The organism is Sphingomonas oligophenolica, from assembly GCF_039522915.1.
Taxonomy (GTDB): Bacteria; Pseudomonadota; Alphaproteobacteria; order Sphingomonadales; family Sphingomonadaceae; genus Sphingomonas; species Sphingomonas oligophenolica.
This window is the reverse complement of sequence record NZ_BAAAEH010000040.1, coordinates 172,427-189,728: the sequence shown is the minus strand read 5'-3', so window position 1 is coordinate 189,728 and position 17,302 is coordinate 172,427. Positions and strand designations below refer to the sequence as shown.

Here is a 17,302-nt window from a genome sequence, read left to right as displayed (position 1 = left end):
GCGTCGGTTAGGCCCCGCGCCGCTTCGCGTCAACGAGCGGATGGCGGGTGTTGACCAGCTCGACCAGCCGGCTGGCATCGACATGGGTGTAGATCTCGGTGGTCGCGATATCGGCATGGCCGAGCATCGATTGAAGGGCGCGAAGATCGGCGCCGCCTTCGAGCAGGTGGGTGGCGAAGGCATGGCGGAGGACGTGCGGGCTGATCCGGTCGGGCGGTATGCCGGCTTCGGCGGCGAGCGCCTGGAGCAGCTGATAGAGCCGGATGCGCGAGAGGTGCGCCTTGCCCGAGGGGAAGAGCCAGGCGCGGTCAGCCGCGACATGCGCCCGCCATGCAGCCACTGCGGCGCGGGCGCGGTCGGAGATCGGCACCAGCCGCTCGCGGCCGCCCTTGCCGCGCAGGATCAGATAGGGCCGGTCGGGGGCGATGGCGTTGCGCGGCAGCGAGACGAGCTCGGTCGCGCGCAGCCCCGAGCCGTAGAGGAGTTCGACCAGCGCCGAGAGGCGGAGATCGTTGGGATCGCCCGGGACGCGGGCGACGCGGGCCGCGATCGCCTCGAAGAGCCGGTCGACATCGCCGTGCCCCAGCACTTTGGGCAGGCGGCGCTGGGCGCCGGGCCTGGGCAGTGCTGCGCCGGGATCGTCGGCGCGGTGGCCCTCGTCGGCGAGGAAGGCAAAGAACCGCCTGAGCGCTGCCGATTTGCGCGCCACGCTCGAGCGCGACAGATCGAGCCACTGAGCGCCGAGTCGGGCGAGATCGTCAGCCGAGGCGGCGGCGAGGCGGTGCCCGAGGAAATCCGAGGCCAGCGACAGATCGCTGCGATAGGCGGCGATCGTGTTCTTCGCAGCCCCCGCCTCGGCCACCATCATCTCGAGGAAACGCTCGATCAGCGCGCGGTCGGTGCCGGGCGCGGGCTCGGTCAAAGCCGTGCGATGGCCTCGGCGGCGATCATGCGCGCCTCGCCCTCCCGCCCTACTGCCCGGAGCGCGGTGACGATGTGATAGAGCGCCACCGGCGAGACGCCGCGCCACAACCGGGTCTGCATGCCGATACCCGCGAGCAGCATCACCGTCGCCGGTTCATGCGCCATCGCGGCGTGGCTGATCGCATTGGTCCAGGCGTTCTGTGCGCCGATCGGCACATCGAGCGCGCTCGCGCCGCGGCTGATGTCAGCGGCCGACAGGCGCCCGAGCCCCGCCATGCCGGCGAACAGCATCTGCCGCTTCAGCGAATCGCCGCCCGCTGGGGAGTAGCGCCTGACATCGGCATAGCTGAGCGTCGCCGGGTCGGGATCGGCGAGTGCGAGCATCGCCCAGGCATCACCATAAGCGGGCGCCTTGTCGTGCCAGCGCATCGCGGCACGATCGAGCCCGGCGGTCAGCATCGCGGCGACCAGCCGGTCGATATCGGCGCCCTGCGCATCGAGCGGGATGCGCGCGGCGGCGCGCGCAGTCAGGATCAGCCGCGCGAAGCGGCCATCGGCCGTCTTGGGCTCGTCCCACAGGTTCTTCAGCGTGTCGAGCCGGGTCGGCACATCGGCGGTATAGGCAGTGCGCAGATCGCGGGCGATGCCGACCTCGGCGCCCGACTGATCCTCATCGGCATCGATCGCGCCATAGAGATCGACCAGGGCCGCGTTCGAGAAGACGCCGCGCACCGCAGCCTGTTCGGCCGCGGTCGCCCTCGCCTTTGCCGTCAGCGCGGGCGACAGCGCTCGCCAGGCGATGACATTGGGGGTGACCGTTCCATACAGCGCGTCGGGAATCTCCGCACCGGTCGCCATGGCGAGGCCGAAGCGCCAGGCGGTCAGGCGATCGACCGAGTTCCATTCGATCGTCACTGCCTGCTGGCCCTTGGCGCCGCTGCCGGCGACCTTCTGCGCGAAGAGCAGATCAATGCCAGTCGCCAGCCCGGAGCTGCGCGCCGAGGAAATCAGCGCCTGCGCCTTGGCCGGCTGGCCGGCGAGACCGGCGCACATCGCCTGGGCGAGGATCCAGCCGCGCTCGCGGCGAAGCGCGGCACCGCCGTCGGCGGCCGAGCACAAGGCAGCGGGATCACCATTTGCGAGCGCGGTCTGCAGCGCCATTTCGTAGAGCTTGGGCGTATAATTGTCGGCGTCGACATATTGGACAACGCCGCGCGCGCTCGGCGCCTCGCCCATGCGCAGCAACAGCCAGGCGCGTTCGGCCGCGAAATCGGCGCCGTTGACGCCCCGCGGGGTATCGAGGCGCGAGACCAGGGCGCGCCTGAGGCCGATCGCAAGCCAGCGCGACGCGATCGGCGTGTCGAGGCGGCGCATGAGCGTTTCGAGATAGACGCCGTTTTCACGGCCGAAAGCGCCGGGCGCCATGCCGCCCTCGGCAAGCCCGACCGGACCGACCTGTGCAAGCGAGCGCCGGGCATATTCGGGCATTTCGTAGCGGGCGAGCGCGGCGGGATCGACAGTCGCTGCCGCCTCGGGCGTCCCCGAAGCGGCAGGCGTGGGCAGCGAATCGTCCGGCGCGACTGGCGCGGCGGTGGCCGATGCCGAAGGCCTGGGCGTGGCACCCGGTGCCGGCGCGGCGGTGGGCGCCGTCACCGGATCGCCGAAGCCGGGCGGGAGAATCGATTCGGGCCTGTCCTGCCCCAGCGCGGGAAGCCCCGCGCCGATCAGTACCGCCGCGAGCGCGCCGAGGGCGACGCTAGTTCGAGAGATTCGCAAGCGGCACGACCTTCTCGACATGCGTCAGCGGCTTTTCATGCGACCGCCCCGCAAGGACGAACAGCCCCCCGATCACCACGACCAGGATGACGATGAGCACAATCAACGGACGGGACATGGGTAAACCTTGTACAAGCTTGGGAAACCGGCTGCGCGCGCCTTTTGCCCGACAGGCAGGCTCGCTGTATAGCCCCCGTTTCAATGTTGCAAAGACACACCCCCTCGCCGGACTGGACCGGCCTCCCGATCGTGCTCGTGGGCTTGATGGGCGCCGGCAAGTCGACCGTCGGCCGCCGCCTCGCCGCGCGCCTGCACCTGCCCTTTGTCGATGCCGATTCGGAGATCGAGGCTGCCGCCGGCATGTCGATCTCCGATATCTTCGACCGTTTCGGCGAAGCGCATTTCCGCGACGGCGAACGCCGGGTGATCGCGCGGCTGATCGACGGCACCCCCAAGGTGATCGCGACCGGCGGCGGCGCGTTCATCAATGACGAGACGCGGGCGCTGATCCTCGAATCGGCGCTCGCCATCTGGCTGGACGCCAATACCGCGGTGCTCGCCGACCGGGTCGGGCGGCGCGACACGAGGCCGCTGCTGCGCGACCGCGATCCGCGCAAGGTGCTCGACGACCTGGCGAAGATCCGCAACCCGATATACGCGCTGGCGCCGATCCGGGTGCCAAGCCACCACGCACCGCACGAAGCGACCGTCAACGCCATCCTGAAAGCACTCGACTTATGACCCTCGTACCGGTGGCACTCGGCGACCGCAGCTATGACGTACTGGTCGAGGCAGGGCTGCTCGCGCGTGCCGGCGCGCATCTCGCCCCCCTCGCCCGCGGGCGGACGATGGCGATCGTCGCCGACGAGAATCTGCTGCCGCACCTCGCCACCCTGCAGGCGTCGCTGAGCGACTCGGGCGTGGCGAGCGAGGCGATCGTGCTCGCGCCGGGCGAGGGATCGAAAAGCTGGCCGACGCTCGAGCTGCTGACCGATCGTCTGCTCGATCTCGGTGTCGAGCGTGGCGACCATGTCGTCGCGCTCGGCGGCGGCGTGATCGGCGACCTGGTCGGTTTCGCCACCGCGATCCTGAAGCGGGGCTGCGGCTTCGTTCAGATCCCCACCACCCTGCTCGCCCAGGTCGATTCGTCGGTCGGCGGCAAGACGGCGATCAACGCGCGGGCGGGCAAGAACCTGATCGGCGCCTTTCACCAGCCGGCTCTGGTGCTGATCGACCCCGATGTGCTCGACACGCTGCCGCTCCGCCAGGTCCGCGCCGGCTATGCCGAGGTGGTCAAATATGGCCTGATCGACGATTTCGCCTTTTTCGAATGGTGCGAGGCGAATGCCGCCGCGCTTCTGGCCGGCGATCCGGCGGCGCGGGCTTACGCCATCGCTCATTCGGTCGGCACCAAGGCGCGGATCGTCGCCGCCGACGAGCGCGAGACGACGGGCGTGCGCGCGCTGCTCAACCTCGGCCATACTTTCGGCCATGCGCTGGAAGCGGAGGCGGGCTTTTCGGACCGGCTGCTCCATGGCGAAGGCGTCGCGGCGGGGATGGCGCTTGCCTTCGGCTATTCAGCCGCAAAGGGCCTGTGTCCGGGCCAGGATGCCGAGCGGGTCGCGGCGCATCTGCGCAGCGTCGGGCTGCCCGACACGATCGCGGCGGCGGGAATCGAGGCCGATGGCGATACGCTCGTCGCGCATATGCTCCACGACAAGAAGATGGACGCAGGCACCCTGCCCTTCCTCCTCGCGCGCGGAATCGGGAGGACGTTTCTCGACAAGTCGGTCGACCTGCGGGACGTGGCGGCATTCTTGCGTGACGAGGCTGTTGCGGCGAATTGAGGCGGGCAGTGACGGGCAGGATTGAGGGTGGCGGCTGATAGGATGAATTGGGATTGGCGTGACAAAGGATCGATCCGCGTTTCGGGCCGTGCGGACGCAGTTATCATTGCCTTTCGCGACCCGACGTTCACCCCGACGAATGAAATCTGTTCGTGATGGTCTTGCGGCAGATTGCCAACCAGATCTCGCCGCCAGCGGCTCATTGGGTGCGCCGCAGGATCGCGGCTCCCTCGGGGCCGTCCCAGGACAATGTGCGGGGTACGCGCGCCACCTCGCGCCCGTTCCTGTCCAGGACAACCGAATAGGGCATGCCGAGCGCGCCGAAGTGCCGGACCGCCGGAAGCCCGGAAAAGCCAAGACGAAGATGGGGATATCGGCCCATGAACGCCCCGATCGCATCGTCGCGATCGGCGTCGACCGACGCGGCGATCACGACCAGGTCGGGGCGCTTCGCCGCCAGTCGGTCGAGGCTTGGCAGCTCCATCCGGCAGGGTCCGCACCAACTCGCCCAGAAATTCACCAGAATGACCCTGCCTCGAAATGCGTCGACTGACAGCGACGAGCCCTCAGGCAGCAGAATCGAGGGCAACGCCTGCTGATCCGGCTTCGCGGAAGCGTAAACCGGCCGAGCGCCAGGTGGGGCCGGTCCACCGGCGGCGAGCAGGCCGCCGGCGACCGCGAGGATCCCGATCCGGGTCGAAGATCGGACCCTGAGCTTCAAAACGCCTTGTCCTTGACGACAGGCCAATTGGTCTGCGCCTTGGTGATGATGCCGGCGGTATCCTGGTCGAAGATCTTGAGCGCGCGGGCGCTATTGTTGAGATACAGCGTGCCGTTCACGACCTTGCCCGTCTCGGGATCGACATCGACCTTTTCGCCAAAGGCAGTCCCGACGGCGCAAAAGCCCCCGAATGCGGGGAGATATTTCGGGGGATTGGCGAGGAAGGCCCTGCGGTGGGCAGATGTGACGAAAAGATACCGCGCGCCGCCATAGCGCGCCGAGAGCCGGTCGAGGCCTCGCGTCGGCTTGCCGCTGTCGAAATAGGCGACCGGATCGTAGCCGCCGAGCGCGACCCCCTTTTCGTCGACATTGATCTGCGACGTGGAGCCCTTGATGCCGGCATGGGCAGCCGACGCGGCCACCATCGCGGAGAGCGGCATGGTTGCGATCAGGGCAGCGGTGAGTGGCTTCAACATAGTGCGGTACATCGGACTGTCTCCCTCGGGACGCTCGCTCATTCGGTCCCCGCTCTGCATTCGGGGGAGAGATGCTTTCGGTTACAGGTCCCGCGTCACAGCGCGACGAGAGGCCCGAGCAGGCTCGTTTCACGATCGGGAAAGTGAACGGAAGCGGGGGCCGTCGCGATTGCTACCGTCGCGCTGAAGCAGGTAACTGGCACGCCTTTGGCCGCAAATATCTTCGCGCTGGTGGACGCCATTTACCTGCAGGATGGCGATACGGGGGAGCGAAATAACTCCTACCAGAAAAGGTCTGGCGCGGGCTCGAGATAGCGCATGCGTTTCTTTTGGCACCTGCGCCTGGCCAGCCAAGCGATCGGCGGCTTCATGTCGGGAGCAAGGCGCTGTGCCAGCGCGAAGGTGGATGTCCACCAGAATGGGTGCGAGCGCAGTTCTTGTCAGACAAAACAGATGATCTATAGTCAGCCCAAACAAGCATGGGGAGGCGTTTATGAGGCGGATGCGCGGCGTTACGAAGAGGGCGCACCTTGCGGTGCGGGTACGCAGTTTTCTGGCGGCGGCTGGGCTTGCCGTCGCCTGCGCGTCAGCGGCGCCGGCTCTGGCCCAGAACGACAAGATGAGCCCGATCGCGGCGCCGGCCCAGCCGGACGCAATCGAGCTGGGAACGGGCGCCTTGCCGGGCGCAACCGCATCGGAATCCTGGCACAGCCAATATGGCAGCAAGTTCGCGCGCAACGTGACGGTCGCGACGCTGACGCCCTTCCTGCCCGACCCGGCCAAGGCGACGGGGACGGCGGTGATCGTCGCGCCGGGCGGCGGCTTCACGACGCTCTCGATGGAAAATGAGGGCTGGGATGTCGCGCGCGCGCTGGCCGCGAAGGGAGTCGCAGCGTTCGTCCTCAAATACCGCCTCAACCAGACGCCGCCGGATCTTGCGGGTTACGAGCAGGCGATGCGCGCGCGCTTTTCGGGCGCGGGCGGACCACCGCGCGGGGCCCCGGGCGACATGATGGCCGGCATCGCCGCCCCGCTCGCCGATGCGCGCGCAGCGTTCGCGCTCATCCGCCGTCGGGCGGCGGAATGGCGGGTGAACCCCAACCGGATCGGCATGGTCGGCTTCTCTGCGGGCGCCGGGCTCACCATGGCGACCACCCTCAACGGGCAGGATGCCAACCCCGCCTTTATCGGGATCATCTACGGCTCGCTCGCGCCGGTGACGGTGCCGCCGAATGCGCCTCCCCTGTTCGTTGCGCTCGCCGCTGACGATCCGCTCTTCGGCAATGCCGGCTATGGGCTGATCGACAGCTGGAGGGCTGCGAAGCGTCCCGTCGAGTTCCATCTTTTCGAGCAGGGTGGGCATGGCTTCGGCATGTACCCCAAGACGACGACCAGCACGGGCTGGTTCGACGAGTTCGTGCGCTGGATGGCGATGCACGATCTGCTCAAGCCCGCAGCCTAGGGAGCATCGGTGACGGCGCGCTTTCGTCCGCAGAATGCACCATCACCGATTTCTTCAAGTGTCGGGGAGCGTATCGGGAACGGGCTGGCGTGCAGCCGCCACCAGGGCTCGGATCGCCCAGTCCTTCACGGCGCGCGCATCCGCATCGTCGAGTTGCAGCACGTCGGTGAACACCACGCGAGCCTCCGTCCCGATGATCAGCGCCAGCGCCTTGCTCATCCGATCGAGCGCGACCGGATCGAATTGATCGCGAACCGGCTCGATCGCCGCTTCGATCAGCGGGGTTCGACGATTCTGGCGCGTGGGCGGCGCGCTGTCGCGATCGGTGCCGGTGCTGTGGTTCAGGCTGTTCGCCAGCATGACCCGAAGCGCGCCCTCATTGGCGACGATCATGGCGTCCAGCGCCACATCGGCCATCCGAAGGCGCAGGAACGGGTCATCCGGCGATTCCGCGCCGAACACATCGCCGGGTTCGGGCGCCGCCAGATCAAGCGCGGCTTCGAGCAGCACCGCCTCGATGCTGGGGAAATAGCGATAGGCCGTAGCCCGCGAGACCAGCGCCTCTTCTGCGACCTCTTCGAGGCTTGGCCGGGATCCCTGTTTCATCAGCCGCGCCGCCGCCTGCAGCAGGTCCTTGCGCGTGCGCCGTTTCTGGTTGGGGCGGCCCATCGGCTCGGCGGCCACCGCCTCAGCCCTGCGGCAATTGTTGAAGGATCGCTGCCATATCCAGCCACACATTCTCGCGCTTGATGTCGCCATTGTCCGCGAATTCGATGACGTGCAGCAACCGGAACCGCAGCGGGCGGCCCCGCCCCTCCAGGCCGAAGGGCCGGCCGGGTGCAGTGCCGCTCCACAGCGATTCGTCGACCAGGAAATTGTCGCCATAGAGGCGCTTCAGGCACTCCACCTTGCTGTCGGAAAGGTCAGCGAACAGCCCGACATAAAATGGCCGCGCGCCGTCCCGGCCATGCGCCGGCCCGGTCGGCGAGCCGACGATGTCATGCTCCACATCGGGTGCCAGCGTCATCAGCACACCCTCCACATCATCCCGCATTTCGAAACCGAAATGCTCGTCGATCTTCCGATCCATCTGCTCGCGAGTCAGCGCCATGATTGAGTCCTCCTGAGAACAAAAATTCATAATGAGATATCTGTCTCATGTAAATATCGATGACTGCCCTGGGCCGTGTTGGCCACTGCCCGCCCGATAGGACGAACAGCTGGTTCAGATTACGCGCCCCAAGCTCCAGGACATGTTGCCATCGGGAAGGCGCCTTCCGCGCGACGGGACGGCACATGATGTCAGCGCGCGGCCATATGGCCCCGCGCCCGAGCATTTACGCCGGAATCAGGCCTTAGCGCCGATAGCCGAAGCGGCTGCTTTCGAACGACACCGTGGCGCTCGCGCTATCGCCGAGCGGGATGTCGGCTGTGCCATAAATCGCGCGTGTGCCGTGCGATCCGATCATGGCGCCGATCTCCCCATGAATGCCCCGGCCGGCACTTTCCGATCCCGGGAGCTCGCCGCGGGCGGCGGCGGCGCTCTCCGCGGTATTGCCGTCGAGGATCTTCATTCGCTGCTCGTCGGTCAGGCGAATCGTATCGGCGCTCGTGGCGGACAAATTTTCCGCGGGCGCCGGTGTCGACTGCGCGAACGACGCCATGGGCCAGCAGGAGCCTCCCGCGAGAAGAGCAAGCGCCATGGGGAAAGCGCGGATGGACGGGGGCGTCAAACGGGTCATGCGTGTCCATAGCCCGGATCAACCTGACCACCAAATGAACCGAGCGATGGGCAGCGCCGGGATGGCGGTTTTTCGCAGCGCATCGCGCCTCACCTTTTCCGTCGAACCCATGGGAAGCGGGGGCCGCGCTCGACAGGCGCCGGGTCGAAACCCGGGACGCTAACCGGAAACATAATATTTAGAATGATTCGTTACGACGGCGATATGGAAAACGCGCCTCTCGCCGACCAGCAGGTCTTCAGCATCGCCACCGATTTCCCCGGGGGTTTGGTCTATTACAAGCTCACCAGGCTGTGGGACAAGGAAACCTATCGTCAATATCATGACGCGATGGTTATCGAGATGAGCCGGTTTCGCAATATCGGGCGATCCTTCTGCCTGATCGGAGACCTGACTGAATTCCCGCCCCAGCCGCAGAATCTGAACGACATGCGGGCTGAACTGGTCGTCGTCGCCCGGTCGATGGGCATGCGCAAATGCGCGGTGATTTATTCCAATCCCATCACGAAGATGCAGCTCGGCCGGCTATCCGAGCAATCCTACCAGTTCTTCGTCTCCAAAAAGGATGCGCTGGCCTGGGTCGCTGAATAGTCGTCGAGGCTCCCTCGCCCTCAATTAACCGTCCCCTCGCTCAAATGCCGCAGCTTGTCGGGATTGCGCGTCACATAGATCGCGACGATCCTGCCATTCTCGATCGCCAGCGCAGTGGTCTGGAGCGTGTCGCCATGCTCCATCGTGACGAAGCCGGGCAGCCCGTTGATGAAGCCCCAGCGGATCACCCGCGACATATGCTGCGCGAAATAGCGCGCGAGGCCGGCCTGTAGCTTCAGCACATCGTCGAAGCCGATAATGGGCCGGCCGGCGGCTGAGGCCTTGCCGCCGCCATCGGCGTGGAGGGTGACATCGGCGGCGAGCAGGGCGCCGAGCGCGCCCATGTCGCCGCTGCGCGATGCGGCGAAGAAGGCCTCGGCGATCTCCATGCCGTGCTCGCGCGGCAGGTCGAAGCGTGGGCGGGCGGCGCGGACATGGGTTCGGGCGCGGCTGGCGAGCTGGCGGCAGGCAGCGGGATCGCGATCGACCGTCTCGGCGATTTCCTCGAAGCTCACCCCGAACACGTCGTGCAGCAGAAAGGCGGCTCGCTCGAGCGGGGAGAGCCGCTCGAGCGCGAGCAACAACGGCAGGGTCACGTCGTCGACCTCCTCCTCTTCCTCGACGACCGGCTCGGGCAGCCAGGGACCGATATAGGTCTCGCGGCTGTGGCGGGCGGATTTGAGATGATCGAGGCAGAGCCGGGTCACGACGCGGCGCAGGAACGCCTCCGGCGCGCGCACCGCCGCGCGATCGGCGCCGAGCCAGCGGAGAAAGGCGTCCTGGACGACATCCTCCGCGTCAGCGACCGAGCCGAGCATGCGGTACGCGATCCGGACCAGCGTCGGGCGCAGCGGATCGAAGGACGACGCTGCGTCCGACGGCTGGGCGGGCGCCATCAGGCAGCTTTGGCCGCGGCGGCTACCGGATGGACAAAGCGGAATCCCTCAGCGACCCGGTTCCAGCCGTTGATCACCACGATCATCAAGGTGAGCTTCACTTCCTCCTCCTCGGTGAACTGCGCCTTCATTGCCTGATATACATCATCCGGCGCGCGCGTTTCACTCAGCTTCGTCAGCGCCTCGGTCCAGCCGAGCGCGGCGCGCTCGCGATCGGTATAGAGCGGCGATTCGCGCCAGGCGTCGAGCAGGTAGATACGCTCCTCGGTCTCGCCGTTCTTGCGCGCGTCGAGCGTGTGCATGTGGAGGCAATTGGCGCAGCCATTGACCTGCGAGGCGCGAATCTTGACCAGCTCGAGCAGCGATTTCTCGAGGCCGCAATCGACCACGCCCAGGCTATAGTCGAGCCAGGCCTTCATCGGTGCCGGGGCGGCGGCGAACGGATTCAATCTCGGTGTCATGTTTCTTCCTTGTCGTTCGGGACGGTTCCCGAACGACAAGACGAGACAGGGCGACCGGATGTGACATGCCGGCGTTTTTTTTTGCGTGGCGAAGCTTGCGTTCAGCTATCCAGCTGGCGCTCGGCTGATTTGCCGACGAGCAGCGCGATCTGCGCCTGGAGCAGCTCGATCTTTTCGTGCAGCCCCTCGATCTGCGCCTCGGCGCGCAGATTCGTCTCGTAATCGAGCCGCGCTTCGAGCCGGTCCTTCGCGGCCTGGCGGTTCTGGCTCATCATGATGATCGGGGCCTGCAGCGCGGCGAGCATCGACAGCATCAGGTTGAGGAAGATGAAGGGAAAGGGATCGAAGGCGCGCGCGCCCAACAGCGCCATGTTCACGATCGCCCAGGCGGCCAGGAACAGGCCGAAGGCGATGATGAAGCCCCAGGAACCGCCGACCGAGGCGACACGATCGGCCAGCCGCTCGCCCATGGTCAGGCGCTCGGCGAAGAGGATATTGGGATCGCGCGGCGGGCTGGCGCGGCGCAGATCTGCGAAGAAACGGATTGCGTTCATAACTCACCTCATTGCGACCGGCCGCCATGGCCTGTCGCGGGTGAGCTGAAGGGTCAGCGCAGCGCGAAAGGCCTTGGCGGCACGGTCGATCGACTATGGTCGTTGCTGGACATGATCCCCGGCTTGGGAAAAATTGACGAAACGGGCGCGCGGTCGCGCGTCCGGGCGGGGATTTGGAGGCTGTCGCCGCGAAAATCAACTGAAGATTTTGTCATCGTGACGCGCCGCGTCACGCTGTCACCTGAGCGGTGTCTTCAATCCTCAGGGCTGCCCTCGCGGCGATCTTCGCGCCTGTGCCAGAGCCGAAGAATGAAGATCGCGGCGTCAGCGATCTCATAGCGCAGCTCATAGTGACCGACGATGATGCGGCGTACTTCGCGCGGCTCGTACGCCTCCAGCTTTTCGCCGATCCGCGGATATTCGATCAGCCTATCAGGCGCCCGCGCAAGTTGCCGGACCAGGCGAGCGGCGGCATCGGGCGCTGCCGGCTCGAGAAAGGCGTGCAGGCGAACCAGATCAGCCGACGCACGACGCGTCCACACGATCTTCATGCAATGGGCGGTGGCAGCGGCTTGTCCGTGGCCAGACTGTCAGCCCAGGCCTGAATCGCACGGTGATCGATCACGGCACCGGCATCGACTTCAGCGAGGGCCTCAAGCGTCATCTTGTGGCGCTCCTCCTCCTGATCGACCCAGGCGGCCAACGCCTGCTTCATTACCCAGCCGCGCGACCGATCAAGCCGGGACGCCATCTCGTCCACCTTGTCAGCGAGAGCCAACGAAACATGTGCCGTCAGAACCCTGGTTGCGGCCGTCATGACAATCACCTCTAATCGAGCTGATTAAGATGTAATCGCTTCGCCAAATCCTTCAACCCCGGCCTCACTGGCGCGCGCCGATCCAGGCAAGCCACAGCCAGCCAGCGATCAGCATCGCGCCACCGATCGGGGTGATCGCGCCCAGCCATTTCGGCAGGCCGAGCGCCATCAGATAGAGGGTGCCGGCGAAGATCGCGCCGCCGGCGAGGAACAGCCAGGCCGGCCCCTTCGCCTCGAGCCGCAGCACCGCGAGCGCGGCGACGGCGTGGAGCAGCTGATAATGCGCGCCGGTCTTCAGCCATTCGGCCGCGGCGCCGCTTGCGCCATGCGCACCGAACGCACCCGCCGCGACGGCGATCGCGCCCGACAGTGCCGCCAGAACGACAATCCAGTTCATGCCGCATTCCTCATGTTTCGAACCGCTGCAGGACAGCATGGACATAGGCGACCGCGAGCGCGGCTGCGACCGCCAGCGCCGCACAGCTGATCATCAGCACCGCGCCGGCGAGCATGTCCTTGATCGCCTTGATCTCGGGGTGGATTGCCGGGTGAAGCAGGTCGATCAGCCCCTCGAGCGCCGAATTGATCAATTCGAGCGCGAGGACCAGCGCGCAGGTCACCGCGACCACCGCCCACCAGATCGGCGGCGGCCGGAACATCAGCAAGGCAAGCAGCGCGAGGGCGGCGAACCATGATTGCGTCCGGAAGCTCCGCTCGCGCCGCCAGGCCGCTTTCCAGCCGGCGACGGCGAAGGCGATCCGCGCGGAAAGCGAGCGGTTCTTCATTCTGATTCCTCTTCGCCCTCGTTCGCTCCTTCGCTCTCGCGGACTGGCTGGGTGAGGATCCGGTCGATCGCCGCCCGCGGATCGCCGGTCTCATACTGGACCCTGAGCCGCTCCTTGTCGCGCGCGCGGTACATGTCCTCGGCGCGAGTGATCTCCTCCTCGGCGATATTGAGGCTGCGCATCGCCATCCGCGCCATCTTGACCGCCGATTCGAGCACCTCGCGGACCACGCCCGCCGCCGGCGTGCCCTTGAGCTTGATCAGCGCGCGGCGATCAAAGGCGCGCGCGAAGATCGCCGATTTGGGGAAGGCCTCATGCACCGCCTCGATCAGCTCGGCATCGAGCTGATCGCCATCGATGCAGAAGAGGATCAGCTCGGCCTCGCTCGCGCCCGCCTGGCGCAGCAGATCGAGCCGGGTGCCGTCGCCATAATAGACCTTGGCGCCAAAGCCCTCGGCGATATCGATCATCTCGATATCCATGTCGATCAGCGTGACCGGGATGCCCTGCGCGATCAGCATCTGCGCGACCGTCTGGCCGAAGCGGCCATAACCGACGACCAGCGCGTTGGCGCCGTCGGACATCGGCCCCTCGCGGGTGCCGCCGTCCTTGTCGGGCTCGGTGCGGAGGCCCTTTGTGGCGCTCATCAGGAACGGCGTGGTCGCCATCGACAGGGTGACGATCGCGCCGAACAGGCTCGCCGCCTCGGGCTTGATGAGGAAGGCGTGCTGCGCCTGGGCGAACAGCACGAAGCCGAACTCGCCGCCCTGGCTGAGCAGCAACCCGAGCGCGAGCGCGCCGCGCCATGTCATCTTGAAGATCAGGCCGATGCCCATGATGATCACCGCCTTGGTGACGATCAGCGCGAGCGCCATGCCGAGCACGAAGAAGGGCCGGTCCGCGATCGCGTGGAGATCGAGCATCATGCCGACCGCAAGGAAGAACAGGCCGAGCAGGATCGAGCGGAAGGGCTCGACATCGGCCTCGAGCTCATGGCGATAGGGGCTGTCGGCGAGCATCACGCCCGCGACGAAGGCGCCGAGCGCGGTCGACAGGCCAAGCGCCTCCATCACCGCGGCGGCGGCGATGACGGTGAACAGGCCGGCAAAGACGAACATCTCGCGCTCGCCGAGATTGCCGATGATCCTGAACATCGGGCGGAGCAGATAGCGCCCGGCGAGGATCAGGCCGGCGATCGCGAGCACGGTATAGAGGAAGAGCAGCCAGCCCGGCGGCCCGTTCATATCGGCCGGGTTGCGCGACATGACGGTGACGATGGTGATCAGCGGGACGATCGAGAGATCCTGGAACAGCAGGATCGAGAAGGCGCGTTCGCCGAACGGGGTACGTAGCCTCCCCGCCGATTGCAGCATCGGCAGGACCTGCGCGGTCGAGGACAGAGCGAGCGGCAGCCCGAGCGCGAACGCGGCGGCGATCGAAAAGGGCGTCGGCGAGGCCTGGCTGATGAGGAGCACCACGCCCGAGACCGCGAGCCCGCACAGCACGACCTGGAGCAGGCCGAGCCCGAAAATCTCCTTTTTGAGCTTCCACAGCCGCTGCAGATTGAGCTCGAGCCCGACGATGAACAGCAGCAGGGTGATGCCGAGCTCGGCGACGCCGATCTTCCCCTCGGCGCCGTCGATCAGCCCGAGCGCCTGCGGGCCGACCAGCGCGCCGGCGACGAGATAGCCGAGCGTCGCACCCAGCCCGAGGCGCCGGAAGATCAGGACGAAGACAAGCCCGGAGCCGAGCAGCACGACGCCGTCGAAGAGCAGGGACTCGGTCATGCGGCGCGGCGCGCCCGCGCGGCTTCAGCCGCTTCGGCGGCGGCTTCGAAAGCGAGCCGGATCGAGGCGTGGCGAGCGCTGTGCGGCAGCGCCGGGGTGAACAGCTCGAAGCGCGGCCAGTCGGGCAACGGCCCCTCGCCTGCCAGCCACGCCGTCAACGCGTCGCGTGCCGCCGCCAGTTCCTCAGGCGTACGGCCGATCACGCCCGATGCGAGCAGCGAGGATGAGGCCTGGCCGAGCGCGCAGGCGCGCACCAGCAGGCCGACCTCGCTGACTCGCCCCGCATCGTCGACATTCACATCGACCGTCACGCGGCTGCCGCAGACCGGCGACCGCTTTTCCGCGCTGCCCATCGGATCGGCCAGCCGTTCATGATGCGGGATGGTCGCGGCCAGCCGCAGGATCTCTGTGTTGTAAAGCGGCGCGTTCACCGCGGCGGCGCCGTCATGTTCGCGGTGTCGACGGGCGCCGCGGCATTGTCACCATGGCCGAACACCGGCTGGCCCTTGCGGCGGCGGTCGACGAAATCGGCGATGCCGGCGCTTGTCGTGTTGAGCAAGGGATAAGTGCGCGATGTGGTGAGCCATTCGGGCCGGTGCGACGGACCGCCATGCATCGTATCGGTCATCAGCACGACGAGGAGGAAAGCGAGGCTCGCCAGGATCAGCCCCTTGAGCGCGCCGAAGCCGAAGCCCAAGGCGCGATCGACCGGTCCGAGGATCGAATCGCGGGTCCGCGCGCCGATCGCCCGTGCCACCGCGCGTCCGCCGAAATAGGTGACGCCGGCAATGATCGCGAAGGAGAGGACCGCGGCACCGGTCACCGTGCCGACGGCATGAGTCAGCGCCTGCGCCAGGGGCGTGTGGAAGATCTTCAGCATGAAGACGATCGCGACCCAGGCGAACAGCGACAGCACCTCGGTGACGAAGCCGCGCATGAGCCCGAGCACGGCGGCGCCGCCGACCGCGATCAGGACCAGAATATCGAGTGCGGTCAATCCCATCGCGCGCGTACCTGCCTTACGATCCGCTCGTCCTCGAACGGGTTGGTTGGCTACCTATGTGGTAACTGTCCAGGCTGTCGCTATCCCCGACCGAGCATATGGTCAACGAAAGCGCCAAGGGTACGGAAGCCGGAGAGGGTCAGCCCGCTCTTGTCCCCCGCGATCGCGCCCGGGACGAGCGCGCGCTCGAAGCCGAGCTTGCCGGCCTCCTTGAGCCGGAGCGGGCCGTGGGCGACAGGCCTGATCTCGCCGGACAGCGCGATCTCGCCGAACGCGACCGCGTCCGACGGCACCGGGCGTTCGCTGAGCGCCGAGACGAGCGCCGCCGCTACCGCCAGGTCAGCGGCGGGATCCTGCACCCGGTAGCCGCCGGCGATGTTGAGATAGACTTCCGACGACGAGAAGCTGAGCCCGCACCGCGCCTCGAGCACCGCGAGCACCATCGCCAGCCGGCCCGAATCCCAGCCGACCACGGCGCGCCGGGGGGTCGCGCCGCTCGCCAGCCGGACGACCAGCGCCTGGATCTCGACCAGCACCGGCCGCGTGCCTTCGAGCGCGGGGAAGACCACCGTACCCGTCACGCCTTCGTCTCGCTGGGTGAGGAACAGGGCGGACGGGTTCGATACTTCGGCCAGCCCTTCGGCGACCATCGCGAATACGCCGATCTCGTCAGTGCCGCCGAAGCGATTCTTGATGGCGCGGAGGATGCGGTATTGATGGCTGCGCTCGCCTTCGAAGCTCAGCACGGTATCGACCATATGTTCGAGCACGCGCGGGCCGGCGATCGAGCCGTCCTTGGTGACATGGCCGACCAGCACCACCGCAGTACCGCGCTCCTTGGCGAAGCGGATCAGCTCCTGCGCCGAGGCGCGGACCTGGCTGACGGTGCCGGGGGCGCCCTCGATCAGGTCCGAATGCATGGTCTGGATCGAATCGATCACCAGCAAGGCGGGTGGCCGCCCCTGCCCCAGCGTGGTCAGGATATCGCGGGTCGAGGTCGCGGCGGCGAGCTGGACCGGCGAATGTCCGAGCCCGAGCCGGCGCGCGCGGAGCCTGACCTGATCGACCGCCTCCTCGCCCGAGACATAGGCGACCGGCAACCCGGCAAGCGCCATCTTCGCCGCGGCCTGGAGCAACAGGGTGGATTTGCCGATCCCGGGATCGCCGCCGATCAGCGTCGCCGAGCCTTCGACAAAGCCGCCGCCGAGCGCACGGTCGAGCTCGGCGATGCCGCTCGCCATGCGTTCGGGCAGCGTGATCTCGGCATCGAGCCCGACCATCGTCATCGCCCGGCCGCCGGATTGCAGGTTATGCTTGGCCTGGAACGGCGTGACGGTGCCGCCGACCTCCTCGACCAATGTGTTCCACTCGGCGCAGTCGGCGCACTGCCCCGCCCAGCGGTTCGCGACCGAACCACAAGCCTGGCAGACATAACGTTTCTGGGGTTTCGCCATGGAATC

General features: G+C 67.1%; 22 protein-coding genes. 4 read left to right on the top strand and 18 right to left on the bottom strand.

The window, feature by feature from the left end:
• Positions 1-7: 7 nt before the first annotated feature.
• On the bottom strand, positions 8-922 hold the full coding sequence (locus ABD050_RS20735) for a tyrosine recombinase (RefSeq protein ID WP_343891407.1): 915 nt from the start codon (positions 920-922) through the stop codon (positions 8-10).
• Positions 919-2,700 carry a hypothetical protein gene (locus ABD050_RS20730; RefSeq protein WP_343891406.1) on the bottom strand — a complete coding sequence of 594 codons (1,782 nt, stop codon included), beginning with the start codon at positions 2,698-2,700 and terminating at the stop codon, positions 919-921. Before ABD050_RS20730 ends, ABD050_RS20735 begins: the two co-directional genes overlap by 4 nt.
• Positions 2,701-2,901: 201 nt before the next feature.
• Here ABD050_RS20730 and ABD050_RS20725 point away from each other — a divergent pair, with 201 nt between their 5' ends.
• Positions 2,902-3,441 carry a shikimate kinase gene (locus ABD050_RS20725; protein ID WP_343891405.1) on the top strand — a complete coding sequence of 180 codons (540 nt, stop codon included), beginning with the start codon at positions 2,902-2,904 and terminating at the stop codon, positions 3,439-3,441.
• Entirely contained in the window at positions 3,438-4,547 is a 1,110-nt protein-coding gene (gene aroB / locus ABD050_RS20720) for a 3-dehydroquinate synthase (protein WP_343891404.1), read from the top strand. The genes ABD050_RS20725 and aroB overlap by 4 nt, the downstream gene beginning before the upstream one ends.
• Before the next feature lie 199 nt (positions 4,548-4,746).
• On the opposite strand, the gene ABD050_RS20715 is transcribed toward aroB, so the two are convergent.
• Together ABD050_RS20715 and ABD050_RS20710 are read right to left on the bottom strand one after the other, a co-directional pair.
• On the bottom strand, positions 4,747-5,136 hold the full coding sequence (locus ABD050_RS20715; RefSeq protein ID WP_343891424.1) for a TlpA family protein disulfide reductase: 390 nt from the start codon (positions 5,134-5,136) through the stop codon (positions 4,747-4,749).
• A gap of 128 nt (positions 5,137-5,264) precedes the next feature.
• On the bottom strand, positions 5,265-5,756 hold the full coding sequence (locus ABD050_RS20710; RefSeq protein ID WP_343891403.1) for a YHS domain-containing (seleno)protein: 492 nt from the start codon (positions 5,754-5,756) through the stop codon (positions 5,265-5,267).
• A 490-nt stretch (positions 5,757-6,246) separates the two neighbouring features.
• On the opposite strand from ABD050_RS20710, the gene ABD050_RS20705 reads away from it, so the two are divergent.
• Positions 6,247-7,206, top strand: a complete 960-nt coding sequence (locus ABD050_RS20705) for an alpha/beta hydrolase (RefSeq protein WP_425542497.1) — start codon at positions 6,247-6,249, stop codon at positions 7,204-7,206.
• Between the two features lie 54 nt (positions 7,207-7,260).
• Here ABD050_RS20705 and ABD050_RS20700 read toward each other — a convergent pair whose 3' ends face one another.
• From ABD050_RS20700 to ABD050_RS20690, 3 genes are all read right to left on the bottom strand, one after another.
• Positions 7,261-7,875: a TetR/AcrR family transcriptional regulator gene (locus ABD050_RS20700; RefSeq protein WP_343891401.1), complete on the bottom strand. Its 615-nt coding sequence runs from the start codon at positions 7,873-7,875 to the stop codon at positions 7,261-7,263.
• A gap of 19 nt (positions 7,876-7,894) precedes the next feature.
• Positions 7,895-8,317, bottom strand: a complete 423-nt coding sequence (locus ABD050_RS20695; RefSeq protein WP_343891400.1) for an ester cyclase — start codon at positions 8,315-8,317, stop codon at positions 7,895-7,897.
• A gap of 244 nt (positions 8,318-8,561) precedes the next feature.
• Positions 8,562-8,870 carry a hypothetical protein gene (locus tag ABD050_RS20690; protein ID WP_343891399.1) on the bottom strand — a complete coding sequence of 103 codons (309 nt, stop codon included), beginning with the start codon at positions 8,868-8,870 and terminating at the stop codon, positions 8,562-8,564.
• Between the two features lie 261 nt (positions 8,871-9,131).
• Between ABD050_RS20690 and ABD050_RS20685 the strand changes: the two genes are divergently transcribed.
• Complete coding sequence (locus tag ABD050_RS20685) at positions 9,132-9,539, top strand: hypothetical protein (RefSeq protein WP_343891398.1); 408 nt, start codon at positions 9,132-9,134, stop codon at positions 9,537-9,539.
• A 20-nt stretch (positions 9,540-9,559) separates the two neighbouring features.
• Here the strand turns inward: ABD050_RS20685 and ABD050_RS20680 are convergent, their stop codons facing one another.
• The 11 genes from ABD050_RS20680 to radA all read right to left on the bottom strand — a co-directional run bounded on the left by ABD050_RS20680 (position 9,560) and on the right by radA (position 17,296).
• A complete protein-coding gene (locus tag ABD050_RS20680; RefSeq protein ID WP_343891397.1) occupies positions 9,560-10,435 on the bottom strand; it encodes a sigma-70 family RNA polymerase sigma factor in 876 nt (291 codons plus the stop codon).
• On the bottom strand, positions 10,435-10,896 hold the full coding sequence (locus tag ABD050_RS20675; RefSeq protein ID WP_343891396.1) for a carboxymuconolactone decarboxylase family protein: 462 nt from the start codon (positions 10,894-10,896) through the stop codon (positions 10,435-10,437). The genes ABD050_RS20680 and ABD050_RS20675 overlap by 1 nt, the downstream gene beginning before the upstream one ends.
• A 101-nt stretch (positions 10,897-10,997) precedes the next feature.
• Positions 10,998-11,450 carry a DUF1003 domain-containing protein gene (locus tag ABD050_RS20670; RefSeq protein ID WP_343891395.1) on the bottom strand — a complete coding sequence of 151 codons (453 nt, stop codon included), beginning with the start codon at positions 11,448-11,450 and terminating at the stop codon, positions 10,998-11,000.
• A gap of 254 nt (positions 11,451-11,704) precedes the next feature.
• Positions 11,705-12,001: a type II toxin-antitoxin system RelE/ParE family toxin gene (locus tag ABD050_RS20665; RefSeq protein ID WP_343891394.1), complete on the bottom strand. Its 297-nt coding sequence runs from the start codon at positions 11,999-12,001 to the stop codon at positions 11,705-11,707.
• A complete protein-coding gene (locus ABD050_RS20660) occupies positions 11,998-12,267 on the bottom strand; it encodes a CopG family ribbon-helix-helix protein (RefSeq protein ID WP_343891393.1) in 270 nt (89 codons plus the stop codon). Before ABD050_RS20660 ends, ABD050_RS20665 begins: the two co-directional genes overlap by 4 nt.
• Positions 12,268-12,331: 64 nt before the next feature.
• Positions 12,332-12,664 (bottom strand): DUF423 domain-containing protein, encoded by a 333-nt coding sequence (locus tag ABD050_RS20655; RefSeq protein WP_343891392.1) that lies wholly within the window; start codon positions 12,662-12,664, stop codon positions 12,332-12,334.
• Positions 12,665-12,674: 10 nt separating this feature from the next.
• Entirely contained in the window at positions 12,675-13,052 is a 378-nt protein-coding gene (locus tag ABD050_RS20650; protein WP_343891391.1) for a diacylglycerol kinase, read from the bottom strand.
• On the bottom strand, positions 13,049-14,839 hold the full coding sequence (locus ABD050_RS20645; protein ID WP_343891390.1) for a cation:proton antiporter domain-containing protein: 1,791 nt from the start codon (positions 14,837-14,839) through the stop codon (positions 13,049-13,051). Before ABD050_RS20645 ends, ABD050_RS20650 begins: the two co-directional genes overlap by 4 nt.
• Positions 14,836-15,270 (bottom strand): iron-sulfur cluster assembly scaffold protein, encoded by a 435-nt coding sequence (locus tag ABD050_RS20640; protein WP_343891389.1) that lies wholly within the window; start codon positions 15,268-15,270, stop codon positions 14,836-14,838. The genes ABD050_RS20645 and ABD050_RS20640 overlap by 4 nt, the downstream gene beginning before the upstream one ends.
• The gene (locus ABD050_RS20635; protein ID WP_343891388.1) at positions 15,267-15,842 is read right to left on the bottom strand and encodes a CvpA family protein; all 576 of its coding nucleotides are present in this window, start codon (positions 15,840-15,842) and stop codon (positions 15,267-15,269) included. The genes ABD050_RS20640 and ABD050_RS20635 overlap by 4 nt, the downstream gene beginning before the upstream one ends.
• An 80-nt stretch (positions 15,843-15,922) precedes the next feature.
• On the bottom strand, positions 15,923-17,296 hold the full coding sequence (gene radA, locus ABD050_RS20630) for a DNA repair protein RadA (protein ID WP_343891387.1): 1,374 nt from the start codon (positions 17,294-17,296) through the stop codon (positions 15,923-15,925).
• Positions 17,297-17,302: the final 6 nt, after the last annotated feature.